The sequence below is a fragment of the Streptomyces sp. NPDC050147 genome, assembly GCF_040660195.1.
Taxonomy (GTDB): Bacteria; Actinomycetota; Actinomycetes; order Streptomycetales; family Streptomycetaceae; genus Streptomyces.
In genome coordinates this window covers 97,286-117,698 of record NZ_JBFALJ010000024.1, presented here as the reverse complement: position 1 = coordinate 117,698, position 20,413 = coordinate 97,286, and the positions used below count along the sequence as shown (strand labels likewise).

The following is a 20,413-nucleotide window of genomic DNA, read 5'->3' as shown; positions in this document are numbered from 1 at the left end:
GGGGCTCAGTGCGCTCCGGTGCCCGTGAGGGACCGCACCTCCAGCTCCGCGTACTTGCCCTTGTCCGGCTCGTCCTTGGACAGCATCGTGCCGAGCCAGCCGAGCAGGAAGCCCAGCGGGATCGAGATCAGGCCCGGGTTCTCCAGCGGGAAGAAGTCGAAGTTGGCGCTGGGGAACATCGAGGTGGGCTTGCCCGAGACGACCGGCGAGAACAGCACCAGGCCGACCGCGACCACGAGCCCGCCGTAGATGGACCAGAGCGCGCCCTGTGTGGTGAACCGCTTCCAGAAGAGGCTGTAGAGGATCGTCGGCAGGTTCGCGGAGGCCGCGACGGCGAAGGCGAGGGCGACCAGGCCTGCCACGTTGAGGTCGCGGGCCAAGGCGCCAAGGGCGATGGAGACGATGCCGATGAGGACGGTCGACCAGCGAGCGGCCTTCATCTCCTCCTTCTCGGTGGCCTTGCCCTTGCGGATGACGTTGGCGTAGATGTCGTGCGCGAACGAGGACGACGAGGCGAGGGTGAGACCCGCGACGACCGCGAGGATCGTGGCGAAGGCGACCGCGGAGATCACGGCGAGCAGGAGCGCGCCGCCGGTGGAGTCGCCACCGCCGCCGATCTCCAGGGCGGCGAGCGGCGCCGCGGTGTTGCCCGCCTTGTTCGAGGCGATGATGTCGCCGGGCTTGAGCAGGGCGGCGGCGCCGAAGCCGAGGACGATCGTCATCAGGTAGAAGGAGCCGATGATGCCGATGGCCCAGTTCACGGACTTACGCGCGGCCTGGGAGGTCGGCACCGTGTAGAAGCGGATCAGGATGTGCGGCAGTCCCGCCGTGCCGAGCACCAGGGCGATTCCGAGCGAGAGGAAGTCCAGCTTCGAGGTGCCGCTCGCGCCGTACTTGAGACCGGGCTCCAGGAAGGCCGAGCCCTTGCCGCTGTTGGAGGCGGCGGTGCCGAGCAGGTCGGAGACGTTGAAGTTGAACTTCAGCAGGATCAGGAAGGTGATCAGCACGGTGCCCGCGATGAGCAGCACGGCCTTGACCATCTGCACCCAGGTGGTGCCCTTCATGCCGCCGATGGTGACGTAGACGATCATCAGGACGCCGACCAGGGCGACGATCAGGATCTTGCCCGCGTCGCTGGTGATGCCGAGCAGCAGCGAGACCAGGACGCCCGCGCCCGCCATCTGCGCGAGCAGGTAGAAGATCGAGACGACGATCGTGGAGGTGCCCGCGGCGGTGCGCACCGGACGCTGGCGCATGCGGAAGGCCAGAACGTCGCCCATCGTGTAGCGGCCGGAGTTGCGCAGCGGCTCGGCGACAAGCAGGAGCGCCACCAGCCAGGCGACCAGGAAGCCGATGGAGTAGAGGAAGCCGTCGTACCCGAAGAGCGCGATGGCGCCCGCGATGCCGAGGAAGGACGCGGCGGACATGTAGTCGCCGGAAATCGCCAGGCCGTTCTGGAAGCCGGTGAACTGGCGGCCGCCCGCGTAGAAGTCGGCGGCGCTCTTCGTCTGGCGCCCCGCCCAGACGGTGATGAAGAGGGTCGCGACGACGAAGGCCGCGAAGAGGCTGATGATCAGCGCTCGGTGCTCGGAGGCGTCGGACGCCGCCGCCAGGACAGTGGTGTTCAGCGCGGGGCTCATGCGCCGCCCTCCAGACGGGACTTGATCGCCTCGGCCTTGGGGTCGAGCTTGGTGGCCGCGTGGTGGGAGTACCACCAGGCGATGAGGAACGTGGTCAGGAACTGCGCGAGGCCGAGCACCAGGGCGACGTTGATGTTGCCGAACAGCTTGGTGCCCATGAAGTCGCCCGCGTAGTTCGAGAGCAGAACGTACGCGAGATACCAGACGATGAAGGCGACGGTCAGCGGAAAGGCGAACGAGCGGTGCGCCTTGCGGAGTTCACCGAACTCGGGACTCGCTTGCTCTTGGAGGAATTCTTCCGTGGACGGCGCGTACGGGACGGGGGCTTCTCCGTCCTTGGACGGTGGGGATGCTTCGGGGGCCACGGAGTCTTCTCCTCGTGGTGCGGGTGCGGTGGGGACGGACAGCTGATCCATTGGCTCTCTCCGGTCCGGCAGTGATGCGGATCACGTGAGCCACGGATGGCGATGCTAAGGCCATGGGACGTGATCCGACAGGGGTCGATGTTGCTTCTGTTACCTGTTCAACGTCTCGATGGCACGCGCGGCGCGGTGTGAGCCCCTGCTTTCTTCTGGAACCCATTGCTGGCCTGGGAGTTCGGGGGATAGCTTCACCCTGCACAGCCCGTCATGTACCTGCCCGATCACTTGTTGTGTTCGGGCAGTTCACGTATCCGGATGATGTGGAGATCCCATGGCTCATCTGCGTTCCAGACGTCGCATCGCGCTCACCGTGCCCCTCGGCATCGCGCTCGCGGCATCGGTCGGCTTCGCTCCGGGCATCGCGACCGCGGCCCCCGACGCCCCCGCCACCGCGTCGGCCAAGGCCGATGCCCCGACGCTCGCGTACGTCGTCAACACCCGCACGGACTCCAAGACGATCGCGTACGTCAAGAAGGCGATCGCCAGGGCGGACGGCAACGTCGTCGTCGCCTACCCGAAGATCGGCGTGATCGTCGCGCACTCGGCCAACCCCGACTTCGGCAAGCAGCTGCGCAAGGTCAAGGGCGTCCAGTCCGCGGGCGCGACCCGCACCTCGCCCCTGACCGCAGCGGGCACCACGGAGGAGGGCGCCCCGACCCTCCTGTCGAAGTCCGAGGCCAAGTCGCTCAAGGCGCAGGCCGGTCCGGACGCCGAGCCCCTCGAAGCCGACCAGTGGGACCTGCGCGCGATAGGCGCCGACAAGGCAGCCAAGATCAACCCGGGCAGCAAGAAGGTCACCGTCGGCGTCATCGACACCGGAGTCGACGACACCCACCCGGACCTCGCGCCCAACTTCTCGGCCTCGCAGTCGGCGAACTGTGTCGGCGGCAAGGCGGACACCTCCCCCGGCGCCTGGCGCCCTGAGAAGCCCGACCACTACCACGGCACGCACGTGGCGGGCGAGATAGCCGCCGCGCGCAACGGCGTGGGCGTCGCGGGCGTCGCGCCCGGCGTGAAGGTCGCGGGCATCAAGGTGGCCGACCCGGTCAGCGAGCTGTTCTTCCCCGAGAGCGTCGTCTGCGCGTTCGTGTTCGCCGCCGACAAGGGCATCGAGATCACGAACAACAGCTACTACGTGGACCCGTGGCTCTACAACTGCATGGACGACCCGGACCAGCGGGCCATCGTCGACGCGGTCAACCGCGCCCAGCTGTACGCCCAGAAGAAGGGCACCCTGAACCTGGCGTCGGCGGGCAACTCCAACCACGACCTCGCCTCCGACGAGATCCTGGACGACTCGAGCCCGGACGACTCGACGCCGGTGCCGCGCACCATCGACCCGTCCGAGTGCTTCGACCTCCCGACGCAGCTGCCGGGCGTGGTCACGGTCAGCGCGACGGGCGTGCAGGACCTCAAGTCGTACTACTCGACGTACGGCGAGGGCGTCATCGATGTCGCCGCCCCCGGCGGCGACAAGTACCAGATCCCGGCCGACACCCCGTCGAAGAACGGCCGCATCCTCTCCACGATGCCGGGCAACGAGTACGCCTGGCTGCAGGGCACCTCGATGGCGTCGCCGCACGCCTCGGGCGTGGCCGCGCTCCTGAAGTCGACGCACCCCAAGGCGAGCCCCGCCGAGCTCCAGCGCCTCCTCAAGAAGCAGGCCGACAACCCGGGCTGCCCGACGGAGCCGTACGACCCGGACGGTGACGGCAAGGTCGACGCGGTCTGCGAGGGCGGCAAGAACAAGAACGGCTTCTACGGCAGCGGGATCGTCGACGCGCTCGACGCCGTGAAGAAGAAGTGAGGGGCCCGCACTCCATGACCGCACCCTTCACGCGCTCCCGTCGCGTGCTCGCACTTCCGCTCGGCATGGCGGTGGCCTCGGCCGTCGCCTTCCTGCCGGGCACGGCAGCGGCACAGCCCGACGCCGCGGCGCGGCCTGACACCCCGGTGTCGTCGGCCGTGTCGGCCCTCGGTGCGCTCACGGACGGCACGTCGATGAGCTACGTCGTCAACGTCCGGTCCGGGCACGGCGGTTCGCCGTCGGCCAAGACGTCGGCGTACGTGAAGAAGGCCATCGCCAAGGCGGGCGGCACCGTCGTCATCGCGTACGACAGGATCGGCGTGATCGTCGTCCACTCGTCGAACGCGGACTTCGCCATGGAGATCCGCAAGGCGAAGGGCGTCGCGTCGGCGGGGGCCACCCGCACCGCGCCGCTCTCCGCGCAGTCCGACGACGCGCTCGAGGCCGACCGGCCGCTGACCGCCGCCGAGGCGAAGCAGGCGGCCGGGCAGGCGGGCGCGGGCCAGGACGAGCTGGAGCCGCTCCAGTGGGATCTGCCCGCCATCAAGGCGGACAAGGCCCACAAGGAGTCGCTCGGCAGCTCCAGGGTCACCGTCGGCGTCCTGGACTCCGGCGTGGACGACACGCACCCGGACATCGCGCCGAACTTCGACGCGAAGGCGTCCGCGAGCTGTCTGGGCGGTGTGCCCGTGCAGAAGGACAGCGCGTGGCGTCCGGTGGCCAAGGAGAGCGACCACGGCATGCACGTGGCGGGCACCATAGCCGCCGCGAAGAACGGCACCGGCGTCACCGGTGTCGCTCCGGGCGTGAAGGTCGCGAGCCTGAAGGTGGCCGAGCCCGCGACCGGCATGTACTACACGGAGGCCGTGGTCTGCGGCTTCATGTGGGCGGCCGATCACGGCGTCGACGTCACCAACTCCAGCTACTACACCGACCCGTGGCTGTTCAACTGCAAGACGGACGCCGACCAGAAGGCCCTGGTCGACGCCGTCGGGCGGGCCACCCGGTACGCGGAGCGCAAGGGTGCGGTGAACGTCGCGGCGGCCGGTAACGCCAAGACGGACCTCGCGCAGGACGAGATCGTGGACGACTCCAGCCCGGACGACACGACGCCCACGGAGCGGACCATCAAGACCGCGGACTGCCTCGACCTGCCGTCGCAGCTTCCGGGTGTCGTGACCGTCTCGGCCACGGGCGCGAAGGGCATCAAGTCCTCGTACTCGAACTACGGCAAGGGTGTCATCGACATCGCGGCGCCCGGCGGCGACTCGACGAGGTATCAGACGCCCCAGGCGCCGGCCACGGACGGTCGCATCCTGTCGACCCTTCCCGGCGGCAAGTTCGGCTACAAGGCGGGTACGTCGATGGCGTCACCGCACGCGGCTGGCGTCGCCGCGCTCATCAAGTCGGCCCACCCGCACGCGTCCTCGACGAAGGTCAAGGCGCTGCTCTACGGCGAGGCCGACGCCATGAAGTGCACCGATCCGTACGACTTCGACGGCGACGGCAAGGTCGACGCGGTGTGCGCGGGCGGCAAGAACAAGAACGGCTTCTACGGCGTGGGCATGATCGACGCCCTGGACGCCGTCCGGAAGTAGCGGGTTCGCGAGACGAGCCGGGCCGGGCGGTCGCGTACCGCCCGGCCCTTCGCCGCATCTGTGCCCCCTCCTTCGCCGCGGAGCAACCCGCGCGGCATAGTGCACGCATGACGCACCCACCGATGGCCGGTACGCGGGCGGCCTGGGCCGCGCTCGGTGGCGATCCCGCTCTCCTCGCCCGTGTGACACCCGTCGTACGGTCCGGCGCGCTGCCCGCGAAGCTCCCCGTGCGTGAGCTGGCCCGCGGCTGCGTCGGGGCCTGTGCGCTGGCCGCCGCCGAGCTGACCGCCGTCCGCACCGGGCAGGACGCGCCCCGGGTGCGGGTCGACGACGGGGCGGTGGCCACCGCGTTCACCAGTGAGCGCCACCTCCTCGTGGACGGGCGCGCGCCGGTCACCTTCGCGCCCCTGTCCCGCTTCTGGCGCACCGCGGACGGCTGGGTGCGGACACACGCCAACTACGCCCACCATCGCGAGGCGCTGCTGGCCGCGCTGGGAGACTCCGGCCCTTCGGTGGAGTCGGTGGCCGCGCGGCTCAGGGAGCGGTCCTCCCTGGAGGTCGAGGACGCGGTGTACGCCGCCGGTGGCCTCGCCGTGGCGCTGCGTACGCCCGAGGAGTGGGCCGCGCACCCGCAGGGCGTCGCGGTGGCCGAGCGGCCGCTGCTGAGCCGCGAGCGGATCGCTGACGGAGCCGCACGGACCCTGCCCGCACTCACCGGCTCCCCCGCACTGCCCGCCGCCGGCCTCCGCGTCCTCGACCTCACCCGGGTCGTCGCGGGCCCCGTCGCCACCCGCACGCTCGCGCTCCTGGGCGCGGACGTGCTGCGGGTCGACTCGCCCCGGCTGCCCGAACTCCCGGACCAGCACGCCGACACCGGCTTCGGGAAGCGGTCAGCAACGCTCGACCTGGCATAGCGCGCCGACCGGCGTACGTTCGACGAGCTGCTCGCCCGGGCCGATGTGGTCGTGACCGGCTACCGGCCCGGCGCCCTCGACCGCTTCGGGCTCGCTCCGGAGGCGCTGGCCGAGAGCGCTCCGGGGATCGTGGTGGCGCAGCTCTCGGCGTGGGGCGCGTACGGGCCGTGGGCGGACCGGCGGGGCTTCGACAGTCTGGTGCAGGTCGCCACGGGGATCGCGGCTGTCGAGGGGGCGGCCGAACCCGGTGCGCTGCCCGCCCAGGCCTTGGACCACGGCACGGGCTATCTGCTGGCCGCCGCCGTCCTGCGCTCCCTCGCCGAGCAGGCGGGGGGCGAGGGCGGGGCCCGGTGCGTGCGGCTGTCTCTCGCACGGACGGCGCAGTGGCTGCTGGCGGAGAGTGGTGGCAGGGAGGGCAGCGGCTTGGAGGGCGGCGACGTCGCGTGCGGTCCCGGGGCCTGGCTGGCCGAGACGGACAGTGCGCTGGGCCGGCTGCGGTTCGCGCTGCCGCCGGTCGCCTTCGCGGGCGGGCCGGTGAACTGGGAGCGCCCGCCGGGCCGTTGGGGCGCGGATACACCCGAATGGCGCTGACGGAGGACTGTCGGGCGGAATGCGATTCCACCAGTTGTTTGCCAGGACTTGCCCGTTAAGGGGGCACCTGGTGAAGATCTTGTAGTGAGTTCCATACAACCGTCCGCCGGCCCCGGCGGCGAGCCCGCCGCCGAAGCGGTCGCCGCCACGCCCCGCGCCTCGCATCGCGCCCCGCGCCACCGGTCCTCCACGGCCCGCGCCGTCACCGTCCTCGTCCTGGTGACCGTCGCCGCGCTCGTCCCGCTGCTCGGCCCGTCGGTGGCGCTGAGCGGCACCGGGGAGGCCGAGGCGCCCGGCACCGCGGGGATCACGTTCCTGCGCACGGTGATGTTCGCCGCGCTCTGCGTGCAGTTGGGCGAGGTGTACGCGATCCGTCTGGCCCGCCGGGTGCCGGGCGCTCCGCTGGACCGCGAGCCGCGGAGCTGGGCGGCGTACGCGGCGGTCGCGGGCCTCGTCTCCGCCCTCGGCCTGGCTTCGGTGGTGGCCACCGGCAACCTGGTCCCGCATCAGCTCTCCGACATGGACATCGGCGGTCTCTACGCGTCGCGGGACGGCAGGCTGGCTCTCCTGGAGGTCAACGCCTTCATCGTGGCGCTGCTCTGCTCGCGTTCGCGCCGCCCCTCCACTGCCGCGCTTCCGCTGGCCGCGGTGATCGTGGCGGAGGCACTGCGGGCCCATCCCCCGGTGGAGGACACCCCGCTCATCGGCACCGGCCTGACCCTGGTGCATCTGACCTGCGGCGTGCTGTGGGCGGGCGGTCTGTTGCAGGTGCTGCGGATGATGCGGCTGTGGCGGCCGTTCGCTCCGGAGGCGGGCGCGGCGGTACTGGGGCTCTACGCGCGCGTGGCGGCCGTTCTCTTCGCCGCGATCACGGTGACGGGGGTGTGCAGCACGCTGCGCAGGATGCCGCCGAGCACGGTCGTCGACCAGCTGACGGAGACGGCTTACGGGCGCGCGTTGCTCGCCAAAGTGCTCCTCGTGGTGGCCGTGGCCGTCCTCGCGCTGCTCGCACGCCGGCGTCTGCGCACGTCGCCCGATCCGGTCGCGGCGTACTCCCCCGCGCGCGGGGAGGTCATCGTGCTCGCGGTCGTGGTGACGGTGTCGGCTCTGCTGACCGCGTTGCCGCTGCCGATTCGCTGGTGAGCCGCGCCGGCCGCTGGGGCGGTCGGGTCTGCGCCGCCAGTACGCCGCGGACCAGCAGGAACTGTGCGGCGATGTAGGTGAGCATGATCCAGAAGTCGGAGCGCGGGGCCTGGGGCCACTCGGCGACACCGGTCGCGATGAGGGTGTCCGACAGGAGGAACAGCGCGCCGCCGGCCGCCGCGGTGAGGCCGAGGCTTGTGGCGGCGAGCGCCATCGCGGTGAGCAGGAGGCTGTAGCCCGCCACCGGTCCGCGCATGTCCGGCGGGAGGTCCGGCCAGAGAAGGGCGACCGTGACGATGAGGGCAGCGGCGTACGCGGCCACAAGCCAGGCACCACGCGCGCGTGGTGTGCCGTGGCGCTTGAAGAGGACGAGGTAGCAGACGTGCCCCGCCGCGAAGGAGCCCATTCCCGCCAGGAACGCGGGGTCGGTGTCGAAGAGCAGGAGGGTGTCGCCTCCCCAGCCGAAGAGGAGGGCCGCGGTCAGCAGGCGCGGGCCGTTGACCGTGACGACGTACGCCGCCAGGAGCGGCATCAGCAGGGGCTTGGAGACCGCGTGCCCGGTGCCGGAGTCCACCAGGAGTGCGGCCAGGTCGCCCGCTGCCGCCAGGGCGAACGCGGCCAGGAGCAGCTTTGCCGCCGAGCGCCTGCCCGCGACGGGGCCAGGGGTCACGCTGCGCCCTCTGTCACCGGCTCTGTCACCGGCTCCTGCGCGGCCCCCTGCGCGGTCCGGGGCTTCACGGGTTCCTGGGGCTGCCAGCCCGGGCCCCGGAACAGCCTGCCGCCCCGCTCGCGCCAGCTGGTCGCCTTTCTGAGGTCCTTGGCTATCGCCACGTACTCGTGTGTGGCCACGCGCAGCGGGTTGTACGTGGTGATGTTCTTCGTGAGGCCGTAGACGGGGCGGTCCGTCTCCGCGACCCAGGAGCCGAACATCCGGTCCCAGATGATCAGGATGCCGCCGAAGTTGCGGTCCAGGTAGCCGCCCTGCGACGCGTGGTGGACGCGGTGGTGCGAGGGGGTGTTGAAGACGAACTCGAAGGGGCGCGGAAGCTTTCCGATGCGCTCGGTGTGGATCCAGAACTGGTAGACGAGGTTCGCCGACGAACAGAACGCGAGCGCCGCCGGATGCACGCCGACAGCGATCAGCGGGAGGTAGAACGGCCAGACCGTCAGGCTCGTCCAGGGCTGGCGCAGCGCCGTCGTGAGGTTGAACTTGCGGCTGGAGTGGTGCACGACGTGGCAGGCCCACAGGATGCGGATGACGTGGTGCCCGCGGTGCGACCAGTAGTAGAAGAAGTCCTGCGCGAGCAGCATCAACGGGATCGTCCACCACAGGACGGGGATGTGCAGCGGCGTCAGCGCGTACACCGCCGTGTAGATCGCCACGATGGGGATCTTCCACAAGAGGTCGAAGACGAGACTGCCGAGCCCCATGGTGACGGAGGTGGCGGCGTCCTTCGTCTCGTATCCGGCTTCGTCCTCGTCGGGATGGATCCGGTGGCTCACGATCTCCACGACGGTGAGCAGCACGAAAGCAGGTATGGACCACAGCACGACATCGGGCAGGTTCGGCGGCATGCGTGCACCGTAGAGGCCCCCGGTCAGCCGCCGCTAGACGTAGTTACCGACAAGTATTACCCGCGGTAAAGGAGCGGATGTTGGTGATCCCCGCCAAAAGCGGACGCTCAGCAAACCTGCTCTGCGTCGTGCGTCGCCTCCGTCGCGCGGGGAGCACCTCACCGCGTCGTCACCAGACGCGTACCGACCCTCCCGGAGCGAACACCGGGCTCGTAGCACCGGCGGGCGTCTCCTTGAGGGGCTCGTCCAGTTCCCGGACGGTCGGTCCGCACTTCGCCGCGACGGCGTCCAGCCGCTCCAGGTCGAAGCCGTAGACGCGGGCCGCGTTGCCGCCGACCATCGCCGCGATCTCGTCCTTCGGAAGGCCCGCGTAGGCGATGCGCAGACCTTCGCGCGAGTACGGGTGCGTGCCTTCGTCGTGCGGGTAGTCGCTGCCCCACATGATCTTGTCGAGACCGATCCGGTCCCTCATCTGTGCCTCGTGCGGACGCATGAAGCTCGCCCCGACGAAACAGTTCTCGCGCCAGACCTCGGACGGACCCTTGCCCATCGAGGCCGCGAGGCCCGCGCCGAACTTCGACTCCGCCGTCCCGGAGCCGTCCGCCTTGGCGGCCGCGGCGACCAGGCGCCCGTGGTAGTAGTCCAGCATGTCGAGCACGCCCGGGATCCATCCCGAGCCCTGCTCGGTGAGGACCAGCCGCAGCTCCGGGTGGCGGCGGAAGGCGCCGCCGAACACCAGGTGCCACAGCGCCCGGTGCGAGAACCACGTCGTCTCCACCATGAACACGGCGCGCGCGGCCGGTTCCTCGCCGAGCGGCGGAGAGGCCGACCCCGCATGGTGGTTGACCGGCACGCCACGCTCGGCGCAAGCCGCCCAGATCGGGTCGTACGTGGCCGAGTAGAGCTCCGTGAGCCCGCTGCCCGGAGGCGTCCCGGGCAGCAGCAGACCGCCGGTCAGGCCCGCGTCGGCCGACCGGTGGATCTCCTTGACGGCCTCGTCCACGTCGTTCAGGAGGATCTGGAAGACGCCCGCCCTGCGCCCCGGCGCCGCGGCGCAGAAGTCGGCGAGCCAGCGGTTATGGGCCCGCAGGCCCGCCCAGCGTTGCTCGAACTCCGCGCGGGTGGGTGCCGGCGCCATCAGGGAAGCGCTCGGGAAGAAGGGCGGGATGGTGTTCGGGAAGACGACCTCGGCGACGATGCCGTCCCGCTCCAGTTCGGCGACGCGGCGGTCCGAGTTCCAGTTGCGGTCGGCGGTGTCGGCGAGCAGGTCCTCGTACGGATTGACGTACGCGGCAGCCCACGCGTCGAACGCGTCATGGTGGCGCGACTCCAGGTAGGGCTTGTAGTCGAGGAGATCGGCGCCCGCGTGGCAGTCGGCCGAGATGACGGTGTAACGCTCTTCGGCCATGTGCTCGGCCGGGCGGTCGGTCGTGTCCCGCGTCGTGCGCTGTCGGCTCATGTGTCCGCTCCCAGTACCGGGAAGTCGTTGTCGGTCAGCCAATGGCGGCCCACGTCGCGCGAGCGCGCCCAGGACGCCTCGACGGCCGCCTGTGCGGCCTCTTCGGTGGCCTGGCCGAGTTCGGCGGGCGTCGGGCCGATCCGGCGGGCCAGCGGCGCCAGCTTCTCGGTGTCGAAGCCGAAGACCTCGGCGGCCGCCAGACCCAGCATCCGGCGGGTCTCGCCCACGGGGATGTCGTGGAAGGTTTTCCTCAGCCACGCGCGCGTGTCGGGCCAGGTTCCCTCGGGGTGCGGGAAGTCGCTGCCCCAGAGGATGTTGTCGACGCCGATCTCGTAGCGCTGGGCGAGTTCGCGGCGCTTGGTGTTGGTCGCGCAGACGAAGAGCTGGCGGTCCAGGTACTCGTGCGGGGGCCGCTTGAGCTCCGCGAACGGGGAGAGCTTCTTGCCGCCGTGCGCGCCCAGATAGAGGCGGTCCATGAACCACAGGAGGTTCGGCAGCCACCAGCAGCCGGACTCCGCGACGCCGAACTTCAGCCCCGGGTGGCGTTCGAAGACGCCCGACCAGAGCATGAACCACAGCGGCCGCGCGGGCCACCAGGTCACTTCGGAGACGTAGATCCCCAGGTGGTCGCCGTACTCGTGGCGGGGCGCGGCCCCGGAGTGGGTCACCACGGGCATCGCGCACTCGGCGGCCGCCGCCCACACGGGGTCGTAACGACGGTCGTGGTAGGGCGCCTTGTCGACCCACATGGAGGGGATCATCAGCGCGCCGAGCCCGGACTCCTTGGCCCGGTGGACCTCGGCGACGACCCGGTCGACCTCTCCGGTGATGGGCAACAGGGCGACTCCGCAGTGCCGTTCGGGGTGCTCGGACACGAAGTCGGCCAGCCAGCGGTTGTGCGCCTGCGCGCCCGCCATGCCGAGCTCGGGGTCCTGGTCCCCGGAGAGACCGAGTCCCACTCCGAAGGGCGCGGCCGTCCGGCTGTCCACGGCGTCCGCGTCGGGGAAGACGACCTCGGCGGCCACTCCGTCGCCGTCGAGCTCCTTGAGGCGCTGCGCGGTGTCCCAGCCGCCGCGCAGGCCCTCCTCGTTGTCCTGGAACCACTTGGCGGCGAACGCGTCGTTGCGGATGCCGAGCCGGGTCGCCTCCGCGCGGCGGGCGTCGCGCTCCCCCAGGAACCGGTCGAAGTCCCGGTGGAACCGGCTGTCGAGATAGGGCCGGTACTCCTCGGTGGGAAGCCCGGCGTGGCAGTCGGAGGAGATGATCAGGTAGGGGTCCTGGTCGGTCATCACGTGCCCTTCAGTCCAGAATGAAGCTCTCCAGATACGCCGGGTCGGTGCGGTCCAGCATCGACCGCGACCTGGCCTTGATCTGCCGGTCGCTGTGCTCGCTCTCGGGAAGCAGCCAGAAGCGGCCGGCCGCGATCCCCTCCGCCACGAAGTCCGCCACCTGCTCGACGGGCGTGAACTCGACTTCCTCGCCCGCGTCCTTCATGGCGGACTCCCACTGGTCGAGAGAGCGGTAAGGGGCCTTGCGGGGACGGGTCTTGGCATACCGGTCGGGGCGGTTGCGGTGCGACTCCCACAGCCCCGTGCGCAGCATGTGCGGCCCCGGAAAGAGCACGGAGGCGCCCACGCGCGCGCGGGCGGCCTTCAGGTGCGCGTACAGCGACTCCGTCATCGTCACGACGGCCGCCTTGGTGACCGCGTACACGGACGCCGTCGGCAGCGGCGCGATGCCGCCGTCACCTGATGAGGTGTTGACGACATGGCCGGGATCGCCGCCCGCGATCATCCGGGGCACGAAGGCCTGGATGCCGTGGAAGACGCCCCACACATTGACCTCGAAGGCCCACTTCCAGTCGTTCGGCTCGTGCTCCCACATGCGGCCCTCGGCCCCCGAGCCGACCCCCGCGTTGTTGCACAGCACGTGGACGGCGCCGAACTTCTCGTACGCCGCTTCGGCGAGCGCGAAGACCTGTTCGCGCGAGCCGACGTCGACCACGCGCGCGTGCACGCTCGCCCCGTCCTCGCGCAGCCCCGCCGCCGCCTTCTCCAGGGCGCCCTCCTCGACGTCCGCGAGGACCACCTTCAGACCGTCGGCCGCGAACCGTCGCGCCATGGCCAGGCCGATGCCGCTCGCCGCGCCCGTGACGACGGCGACCTGACCTTCCCGCAACTCCATCTCAGACGCTCCCCTCGGGCGGGCCGTCGAGGATCTGCTGCGGGTCGTCGTAGCGCTGGTGGATGTAGGGCAGCAGCGCCTGCGCGCTGACCCGCTCGGCCACCCTGCCCTTCTGGTCGGTGGTCTTCTCGCCGATGGTGATCTCGACGACCTTGCGTACGGGGAGGTCGGCGACCGGGTCGTACATCGACTCGCGCAGGACGACGTCCCCGGTGACACCCTCCAGCTTGCGGAACTTCTCGTTGCGCACGCAGTGCACGAGCACCGGGTCCGCGTCGAAGCCCGAACCGTCCACCGCGGGGAGGAACTTGAAGTAGAAGTCCGTCTTGCGGACCGGCTCCGGAAGCGGCAGGGCGCCACTGACCGCGCCGCGCACCTCCACGAAGGCGATGCCGTGCCGGGCCAGCCGGGCGCGCACGACCAGGCCGTCGCGCTCCACCTCGACCTCGCCCAGCTTCTTCGGCTCCCCGAAGACCTCACGTCCGCCGATCAGGGCCCGCTCGTGGGTCATCGGCATGACGAGCGGATACCAGCCCGCCACCCCGCCGTGCTCCGCGGCGACGGCCACCGAGCCCGCGCCGAGCGGATACCCGGGCAGGTCGACCTTGCTGATGTTGGCCCGCACCAGTGGCAGGCCGGTGGGCTTCAGCGGGGGCGGGAGGACCGCCGCCACGGCGTCCGGATCGCTCTCCCAGACGGCCACCACACCCGTGGACCAGATGTCGGGCAGCTTCGAACTCGCGCTGCGCGCCGCGGCGATCTCCGCCTCGGTGCGCGCTCCGTACCGTACGCGTGCCATGTCGTACCACCCTTCGTCAGCGCGGGACCCGGCCCCGCGGCGGGGACTTGCGGGAGGACTTCCCAAGGTCTTGCGGGCGGTTCTGTAACACAGTTACAACAGGACTCGTGAAGAGTGAAGAGACGCGTACGCATCCGGACCGGGAACGCGGCCATCTCGACCGGGAACAGGTCCTCGCCGCCGCCACGGCACTCGTCAAGCAGCACGGCCCGCAGGCTCTGACGATGCGCAAGCTCGCCGCCGACCTCGGCACCGCCGTCACCTCGATCTACTGGCACGTCGGCAACCGCGAGTCGCTTCTGGACGCCCTCGTCGAGCGCACCCTCGCCGATCTCGGCGCGATCCATCCCGCCGGTCGCACCCCCGACCAGCGCATCGTGTCCGTCGCGCGCGCCTTGCGCCGCCGGTTGCGCGACCATCCGCACCTCATCGCGATGGTGCACGAACGCGGCCTCACCGAGCGGATGTTCCTGCCCGCCCAGCGGGTCCTGGTCCACGAGGTGCACGCGGCGGGCCTGCGCGGTGCCCGGGCCGCCGACGCCGTACGCGCCGTGCAGGTCCACGTCGTCGGCCACCTCCTCGTCGAGCGCAACCGTGAACGCGCCCCCGTGCAGCGCCCCGGCGAGGAAGAACTGTGGGGTACGCAGACGGCCGAACAGGACCCGGAACTCGCCCGCGCGCTCGCCCGACCCGCCGATCCCGAGGCGCTGTTCACCCTGTCGGTGAAGGCACTGGTGTCCGGACTTCTCGGCCGAGGAAACGGCCCAGGGACCTGACTGTCAGTCGTGGCCCGTATCCTCATGGACCATGCTCGAAGACCAGACGACCGCAGCGTCCGCAGCCACCTGGCCGGTCGCGTACCCAACGGGGTACGCGGTCGTCGACGTCGAGACCACCGGTCTCGCGCGCGACGACCGCATAGTGTCGGCTGCCGTCTACCGCGTGGACGCCCGGGGCGAGGTGGAGGACCACTGGTACACGCTGGTCAACCCCCAGCGCGACCCCGGACCCGTATGGATCCACGGCCTCACCAGCTCGGTGCTGGCCGACGCGCCCCTCTTCAAGGACATCGCCGAGGAGTTCGCCGCGCGCCTGGCCGACCGCGTCCTGGTCGCGCACAACGCCGTCTTCGACTGGTCGATGATCGCCAGGGAGTACGCACGCGCCGAGCTCACCGCCCCGGTGCGCCAGCGCCTATGCACCATCGCCCTCTCCAAGGAGCTGCGACTCCCGCTGCCCAACCACAAGCTGGAGTCGCTCGCCGCGCACTTCGGCGTCGAACAGCGCAACGCGCACAACGCGCTCGACGACGCGCGCGTGCTCGCCGAGGCCTTCCGTCCCAGCCTCAAGGCCGCGGCCTCCGGAGGGGTGCGGCTGCCGCTCCTGGAGTGCCGTCCGCTCACCGAGTGGTCCGACGGCGCGCCCCGGATCGTCCCCCAGCCGACCGGCCCCGGCTCCTCGGGGTCCTCGTACTCCTCGTACGGCCCGTCGAGTTGGCGTCCCTCGCGCAAACGGCCCGCCTGCCCCTATCCCAACCCAGGTCGGTACGAACCGGGCAAACAGCTTCAACAGGGCATGCGTGTGGCGTTCTCCGGCGACACCTCCGTCGAGCGCGATCTCCTGGAGGACCGCGCGGTCGAGGCCGGGCTGCACATCGCGACGAGCGTGTCGCGCCTGACCAGCCTGCTCGTCACGAACGACCCGGACTCGGGCACCTCCAAGACCGTGAAGGCACGGTCCTTCGGCACCCCCGTCGTCGACGAGGCCGCGTTCGGCCAGCTCCTCCAGGACGTCGCTCCGGCGGCGGAGGGCTGAGCCGCCCGCGGGCGATCGGGTGATTGTCGGGCCGGTCCCCGCCTGCTTGCTCGCATGCGGGCGCCTCGCGTCCCACCCTGTGGCGCATGGCACGTTGCGAGGTCTGCGGAAACGACTACGGCATGTCGTTCGAGGTGCACGCGCAAGGCGCGGTGCACGTCTTCGACTGCTTCTCCTGCGCCATTCACCGCATGGCGCCCATCTGTGAACACTGCCGCTGCCGGATCATCGGCCAGGGCGTGGAGGCCGACGGGCGGTGGTACTGCGGTGCGCACTGCTCGCGGGCGGAGGGGCAGGTGGGCATCGTCGACAGGGTGTGACCCGGCCTCTCCCCCAGAGCCTCAAGGGCCCCCGCCGCTCCATTCCGGAGTACCCCACCCCCGTGCACCCCACGACCGAGTTGTACCGTCGTGGGGTGTACCGCTTCCTGTTGTCCCGGCAGTGGGTGATCCTCACCCTCATCGGCCTCGTTCTCATCCCCACGATGATCGAGCTGGGCTTCTGGCAGTTGCACCGCCACGAGCACCGCGTCGCGCACAACGCGGAGATCTCCGAGGCCTTGGACGCCGATCCGGTACCGGCCGAGCGGCTGACCTCGCCCGGCCACTCCGTGACGGACTCCGAGCGCTACCGCCGGGTGAGCGCGCGGGGGACGTTCGACACGAAGGACGAGGTCGTCGTACGGCGCCGGACCAACGCCGACGAGGAGATCGGGTTCCACGTCCTGACCCCGTTCGTCCTCGACGACGGCAAGGTCCTGCTGGTCAACCGGGGCTGGATTCCGGCGAACGGACCGCAGACGGCGTTCCCCAAGATCCCCGCCGCGCCCAAGGGCGAGATCACCGTCACGGGCCGTCTGATGGCCGACGAGACGTCCGCGCAGAGCGGCATCAAGGATGTCCAGGGGCTGCCGGACCGTCAGATCATGCTGATCAGCAGCGGGCAGCAGGCGCACAGCCTCGGCAAGGAGGTGCTCGGCGGCTACGTCGAGCTGACCTCGCCGGAGCCCGCCGACGGCTCCCCCCAGCTCATCGGCGAACCCGAGCACGGCGACATCGGCCCGCACATGGCGTACGCGGTCCAGTGGTGGCTGTTCTGCACGGGCGTGCCCATCGGCTGGGTGGTCCTGGTGCGCAGGGAGGTCCGGGACCGCCGCGCGGCTGCCGCGGAGACGGCGCCCGCGACGGAGTCGACGCCGGCCGCCGTTTAGCGGGCCTCGCGTTCCGTGGCCGGGACGCGGCAGGATGGGGCCATGGATCTTGGACTGAAGGACCGCGTCTACGTCATCACCGGCGCCACCCGGGGCCTCGGCAACGCCGCCGCGCGTGCGCTGGTCGCGGACGGCGCGAAGGTACTGATCACCGGCCGGGACGAGAAGACGGTCGCCGAGGCGGCGACCGAGCTCGGCGACAACGCCCGGGGCCTCGCGGCGGACAACGCCGATCCTGCCGTCGCCGGCCGGCTGATCTCCGCCGCGCGTGAGCATTTCGGCCGCTTCGACGGTGTGCTGATCAGTGTCGGCGGCCCCGCGCCCGGCTTCGCCGCGGACAACACGGACGAGCAGTGGGAGTCGGCCTTCGAGTCCGTCTTCCTCGGGGCGGTACGTCTTGCCCGTTCCGCGGCGGCGGAGCTCGGCGAGGGAGGCGTCATCGGCTTCGTCCTCTCCGCCTCCGTGCACGAGCCGATTGCGGGCCTGACCATCTCCAACGGACTGCGGCCCGGCCTCGCGGGCTTCGCGAAGTCGCTCTCGGACGAGCTCGGGCCCCGGGGCATCCGCGTCGTGGGGCTGCTTCCGTCCCGCATCGACACGGACCGGGTGCGGCAGCTCGACGGGCTCTCCGCGGACCCCGAGGCGACCCGGGCGGGCCACGAGTCGCGCATCCCGCTACGGCGTTATGGGACCCCGGAGGAGTTCGGGCGTACGGCGGCGTTCTTCCTCTCGCCCGCCGCGTCCTACCTGACGGGCGTCATGCTGCCGGTGGACGGCGGGGCGCGGCGCGGGTTCTGACTGTCCTCGATCGCCCGGCGGGCCGGGGCGTGCGGCCGTCAACTGACCCGCTCGGCCCGGTGCCTCACGGCTCGCAGCCACACCACCGCGGGCAGCCGGGCGAGCCCCGCCGAATCCCTCGCGTGCGTCAGCGCCTCCACGGAGAGCCGGTGCAGTGCCTCACCGGGGGTGGCGTGCGGCTCGAGGAGCAGGGACACCCGCGCCTCGGGGGCGTTGCGACGCCCGGTCAGGGTGACCCCGGCCCGCTGCACACCCTCCAGCGACTCCGCCTCCCCCACGATCACGCTCTCCAGGGCCCGCCCCCGCAGCAGCGCGCCCTCACCGTCCCCGGTCTCCACGAGCACCTCGGCCAGCCTCCGCCGCCGCAACTGCGCCACCAGCCACCACAGGGCGAGCAGCAGCAACACCGCGAGCACGGCGATGACCGTGGGCCAGAACCAGCCCTCGTCCCGCCACCGCGACCGGTCCGCGTCGCTCAGCAGGACGTCGCGCTTCCCGTCGTGGACCCACCACGACGGCGGCGACGCGCCGAGCCCGACCGCGAGGACCGAGCCGCCCCCGGCCACGAGCACCAGGCCGATCAGGCCGAGCACCACCCGGTTGACCGTCTTCAGCATCGCGCGCTCAGCCCTTCCTGCCAGGCCGTGCCACCCGGACGGAGAGCGCGGGGCCGCGGGCGAGGCCCAGGTCCCGGATGCCGTCGGCCAGCGTGGCGTCCAAGTCGCTGCGTACGTCGTCGAGTTCGCGGAAGTGCGAGACCGCGCGCACGTCCGCCTTCGAGCGCGTCATACGGACCCGCACCGACTGCACCCCGGACACGTCCATCGCCCGGTCCCGCAGCACCGTCGCGGCGGCACCCCGGTGCAGCCCCGCCCGTACGTCCGCGTCCGAGCGCCGCATCGCGAGGACCGCCCGCAGCCCGGGCGTCACGGCGAGCACGAGCAGCCAGAGCCCGGCCGCCGCGGCCACCCCGGCGCCGACGAGGACCGCCGTGTCGTCCAGGGGCCGCTCGCCGAGTTCGCGGGCGAGGTCGCGCCGCCACCCCAGGGCGGAGTGTCCGGCCCGCACCGCCGCGACGTCGTACAGCAAGAGCCCCGCGCCGCCGAGGATCAGCAGGGCGAGGACGGCGGCGGGCACGCGTCGCGGTGACCAGAAGCGGGCCGCCCTGGTCTCGTCGGCCAGCGTGGGCGGCGGGTCGTAGGACGCCGCGGAGGCCGACTGGTCGAGTTCGCTCTCGGCGCGTTCGACGACGGGCAGCGGCTGTGTGCCGCCACCGCCGCCCGCCCTGTGAGACCCCTGAGCCTCGCTCATCGCGTCCTCCCCCGCGCCGCGGCGCGCATGTGTGCCGAGTGCAGCCGCTCGACCTGGACCGCGACCTCGGGCACTTCCATCCCCGCCAACGCCTTTACCCGCTCGGCGACCTGGCGACGCACCGCACCGCACTGCCCGCCGATGTCCGAGGGGTAGTCCAGCTCGACGCTGACCCGGACGCGGGCGACATCATGGCGGACGTTCACGGTCGCGTGGGGTGGCGAGCAGTCCGCGGGCAACTCCGTCAGCGCCTCACGTGCCGCCTGCGCCGCGATCTTCGCGACGACCCGGTCGGCGATCAGGGTCGCGCCGCGCTCTTTGGGCCCGACCTGTGCCGCCACGGCTCACCGCCGCCGGTCGTCGCCACGGGTACGGAAGAAGTCGCCGAGCTCCAGGTCCCCCTCCAGGAACCGGCCCGCGACGAACCCTATGGCGCCCAACGCGGCCACCAGCAAGAACGCCCCGAACCCGCCGAAGTACCCGGCGAAGCCGAGCGCCATTCCGGCCACCATGCCGATCACGGCCATGCTCATCGTGCGCTCCTTAGCAAGACGCGGCTGAGGTGGGGCAGTTCCCGTACAAGGACGCGTGCGGGGACGCGTACGGGGATGTCACTGAAGGCGGCCTTGCGGCTCATCGTCTTCCTCGTCCGGGAGCTTCACATCGCTCACCGCGATGTTGACCTCGACGACCTCGAGGCCGGTCATGCGCTCGACCGCCCCGATGACGTTCTCCCGCACGTCGCGCGCGACGTCCGCGATCGGCACCCCGTACTCGACGACGATCTCCAGGTCGAGTGCCGTCTGTACCTCACCGACCTCGGCCTTCACACCGCGCGACACCGACTTGGTCCCGGAGCCGCCGGGCACCCGGTCGCGTACGGCCCCGAAGGTTCTCGCGAGTCCGCCGCCCATCGCGTGGACGCCGTCGACGTCGCGGGCCGCGAGCCCGGCGATCTTCTCGACCACGCCGTCCGCGATGGTCGTGCGCCCCCGGGTGGCGGGGTCGCCGCCGCCCCTCTTGGTCGCGCCGCTCTTCCCCCCCGCCTCGTCGGTGGACTCCTTCGCGAGGGTTCCCTGAGGCAGGTTCCGCTGTCCGGTGTCGGTCATCGCCGTCCGTCCCTTTCGAAAGGGGATCTACTCCTTCG

21 protein-coding genes and 1 pseudogene are annotated in these 20,413 nt (G+C 71.3%); 9 read left to right on the top strand and 13 right to left on the bottom strand.

The window, feature by feature from the left end; genetic code table 11:
* Positions 1-5: 5 nt before the first annotated feature.
* Positions 6-1,640: a cation acetate symporter gene (locus AB0I94_RS31125; RefSeq protein WP_363313034.1), complete on the bottom strand. Its 1,635-nt coding sequence runs from the start codon at positions 1,638-1,640 to the stop codon at positions 6-8.
* Entirely contained in the window at positions 1,637-2,005 is a 369-nt protein-coding gene (locus AB0I94_RS31120; protein WP_363313033.1) for a DUF485 domain-containing protein, read from the bottom strand. The genes AB0I94_RS31125 and AB0I94_RS31120 overlap by 4 nt, the downstream gene beginning before the upstream one ends.
* Positions 2,006-2,333: 328 nt before the next feature.
* Here AB0I94_RS31120 and AB0I94_RS31115 point away from each other — a divergent pair, with 328 nt between their 5' ends.
* The 4 genes and pseudogenes from AB0I94_RS31115 to AB0I94_RS31100 all read left to right on the top strand — a co-directional run bounded on the left by AB0I94_RS31115 (position 2,334) and on the right by AB0I94_RS31100 (position 8,115).
* Complete coding sequence (locus AB0I94_RS31115) at positions 2,334-3,869, top strand: S8 family serine peptidase (protein ID WP_363313032.1); 1,536 nt, start codon at positions 2,334-2,336, stop codon at positions 3,867-3,869.
* A 14-nt stretch (positions 3,870-3,883) separates the two neighbouring features.
* Positions 3,884-5,467 carry a S8 family serine peptidase gene (locus tag AB0I94_RS31110; RefSeq protein WP_363313031.1) on the top strand — a complete coding sequence of 528 codons (1,584 nt, stop codon included), beginning with the start codon at positions 3,884-3,886 and terminating at the stop codon, positions 5,465-5,467.
* Positions 5,468-5,589: 122 nt separating this feature from the next.
* A pseudogene (locus tag AB0I94_RS31105) lies at positions 5,590-6,972 on the top strand (CoA transferase).
* A gap of 84 nt (positions 6,973-7,056) precedes the next feature.
* Positions 7,057-8,115, top strand: a complete 1,059-nt coding sequence (locus AB0I94_RS31100) for a CopD family protein (RefSeq protein WP_363313030.1) — start codon at positions 7,057-7,059, stop codon at positions 8,113-8,115.
* On the opposite strand, the gene AB0I94_RS31095 is transcribed toward AB0I94_RS31100, so the two are convergent.
* The 6 genes from AB0I94_RS31095 to AB0I94_RS31070 form a co-directional block, all read right to left on the bottom strand.
* Positions 8,045-8,785 (bottom strand): lysoplasmalogenase, encoded by a 741-nt coding sequence (locus tag AB0I94_RS31095; RefSeq protein WP_363313029.1) that lies wholly within the window; start codon positions 8,783-8,785, stop codon positions 8,045-8,047. The genes AB0I94_RS31100 and AB0I94_RS31095 overlap by 71 nt on opposite strands.
* Entirely contained in the window at positions 8,782-9,690 is a 909-nt protein-coding gene (locus AB0I94_RS31090; protein WP_363313028.1) for a sterol desaturase family protein, read from the bottom strand. The genes AB0I94_RS31095 and AB0I94_RS31090 overlap by 4 nt, the downstream gene beginning before the upstream one ends.
* A gap of 169 nt (positions 9,691-9,859) precedes the next feature.
* Positions 9,860-11,098: an amidohydrolase family protein gene (locus tag AB0I94_RS31085; RefSeq protein ID WP_363313079.1), complete on the bottom strand. Its 1,239-nt coding sequence runs from the start codon at positions 11,096-11,098 to the stop codon at positions 9,860-9,862.
* A gap of 47 nt (positions 11,099-11,145) precedes the next feature.
* Positions 11,146-12,438 (bottom strand): amidohydrolase family protein, encoded by a 1,293-nt coding sequence (locus tag AB0I94_RS31080; protein ID WP_363313027.1) that lies wholly within the window; start codon positions 12,436-12,438, stop codon positions 11,146-11,148.
* A 10-nt stretch (positions 12,439-12,448) separates the two neighbouring features.
* Entirely contained in the window at positions 12,449-13,333 is an 885-nt protein-coding gene (locus AB0I94_RS31075; protein ID WP_363313026.1) for an SDR family NAD(P)-dependent oxidoreductase, read from the bottom strand.
* 1 nt (position 13,334) lies between these two features.
* A complete protein-coding gene (locus AB0I94_RS31070; RefSeq protein ID WP_363313025.1) occupies positions 13,335-14,132 on the bottom strand; it encodes an acetoacetate decarboxylase family protein in 798 nt (265 codons plus the stop codon).
* 107 nt (positions 14,133-14,239) lie between these two features.
* On the opposite strand from AB0I94_RS31070, the gene AB0I94_RS31065 reads away from it, so the two are divergent.
* The 5 genes from AB0I94_RS31065 (at position 14,240) to AB0I94_RS31045 (ending at position 17,955) form a co-directional block, all read left to right on the top strand.
* Complete coding sequence (locus AB0I94_RS31065) at positions 14,240-14,908, top strand: TetR family transcriptional regulator (RefSeq protein WP_363313024.1); 669 nt, start codon at positions 14,240-14,242, stop codon at positions 14,906-14,908.
* 31 nt (positions 14,909-14,939) lie between these two features.
* On the top strand, positions 14,940-15,947 hold the full coding sequence (locus AB0I94_RS31060; RefSeq protein ID WP_363313023.1) for a DEDDh family exonuclease: 1,008 nt from the start codon (positions 14,940-14,942) through the stop codon (positions 15,945-15,947).
* Positions 15,948-16,033: 86 nt separating this feature from the next.
* A complete protein-coding gene (locus AB0I94_RS31055) occupies positions 16,034-16,267 on the top strand; it encodes a hypothetical protein (protein WP_363313022.1) in 234 nt (77 codons plus the stop codon).
* Between the two features lie 95 nt (positions 16,268-16,362).
* Positions 16,363-17,157, top strand: a complete 795-nt coding sequence (locus tag AB0I94_RS31050; protein ID WP_363313078.1) for an SURF1 family protein — start codon at positions 16,363-16,365, stop codon at positions 17,155-17,157.
* Between the two features lie 42 nt (positions 17,158-17,199).
* Positions 17,200-17,955: an SDR family oxidoreductase gene (locus AB0I94_RS31045; RefSeq protein WP_363313021.1), complete on the top strand. Its 756-nt coding sequence runs from the start codon at positions 17,200-17,202 to the stop codon at positions 17,953-17,955.
* Positions 17,956-17,993: 38 nt separating this feature from the next.
* Here AB0I94_RS31045 and amaP read toward each other — a convergent pair whose 3' ends face one another.
* The 5 genes from amaP to AB0I94_RS31020 all read right to left on the bottom strand — a co-directional run bounded on the left by amaP (position 17,994) and on the right by AB0I94_RS31020 (position 20,375).
* Positions 17,994-18,572 carry an alkaline shock response membrane anchor protein AmaP gene (gene amaP, locus AB0I94_RS31040; RefSeq protein WP_363313020.1) on the bottom strand — a complete coding sequence of 193 codons (579 nt, stop codon included), beginning with the start codon at positions 18,570-18,572 and terminating at the stop codon, positions 17,994-17,996.
* 7 nt (positions 18,573-18,579) lie between these two features.
* Entirely contained in the window at positions 18,580-19,266 is a 687-nt protein-coding gene (locus AB0I94_RS31035) for a DUF6286 domain-containing protein (RefSeq protein ID WP_363313019.1), read from the bottom strand.
* On the bottom strand, positions 19,263-19,607 hold the full coding sequence (locus AB0I94_RS31030; RefSeq protein WP_363313018.1) for a hypothetical protein: 345 nt from the start codon (positions 19,605-19,607) through the stop codon (positions 19,263-19,265). The genes AB0I94_RS31035 and AB0I94_RS31030 overlap by 4 nt, the downstream gene beginning before the upstream one ends.
* 3 nt (positions 19,608-19,610) lie before the next feature.
* Positions 19,611-19,799, bottom strand: coding sequence for a hypothetical protein (locus AB0I94_RS31025; RefSeq protein ID WP_249590721.1), 189 nt, complete (start codon positions 19,797-19,799; stop codon positions 19,611-19,613).
* A gap of 78 nt (positions 19,800-19,877) precedes the next feature.
* A complete protein-coding gene (locus AB0I94_RS31020; protein WP_363313017.1) occupies positions 19,878-20,375 on the bottom strand; it encodes an Asp23/Gls24 family envelope stress response protein in 498 nt (165 codons plus the stop codon).
* Between the last annotated feature and the right edge of the window lie 38 nt (positions 20,376-20,413).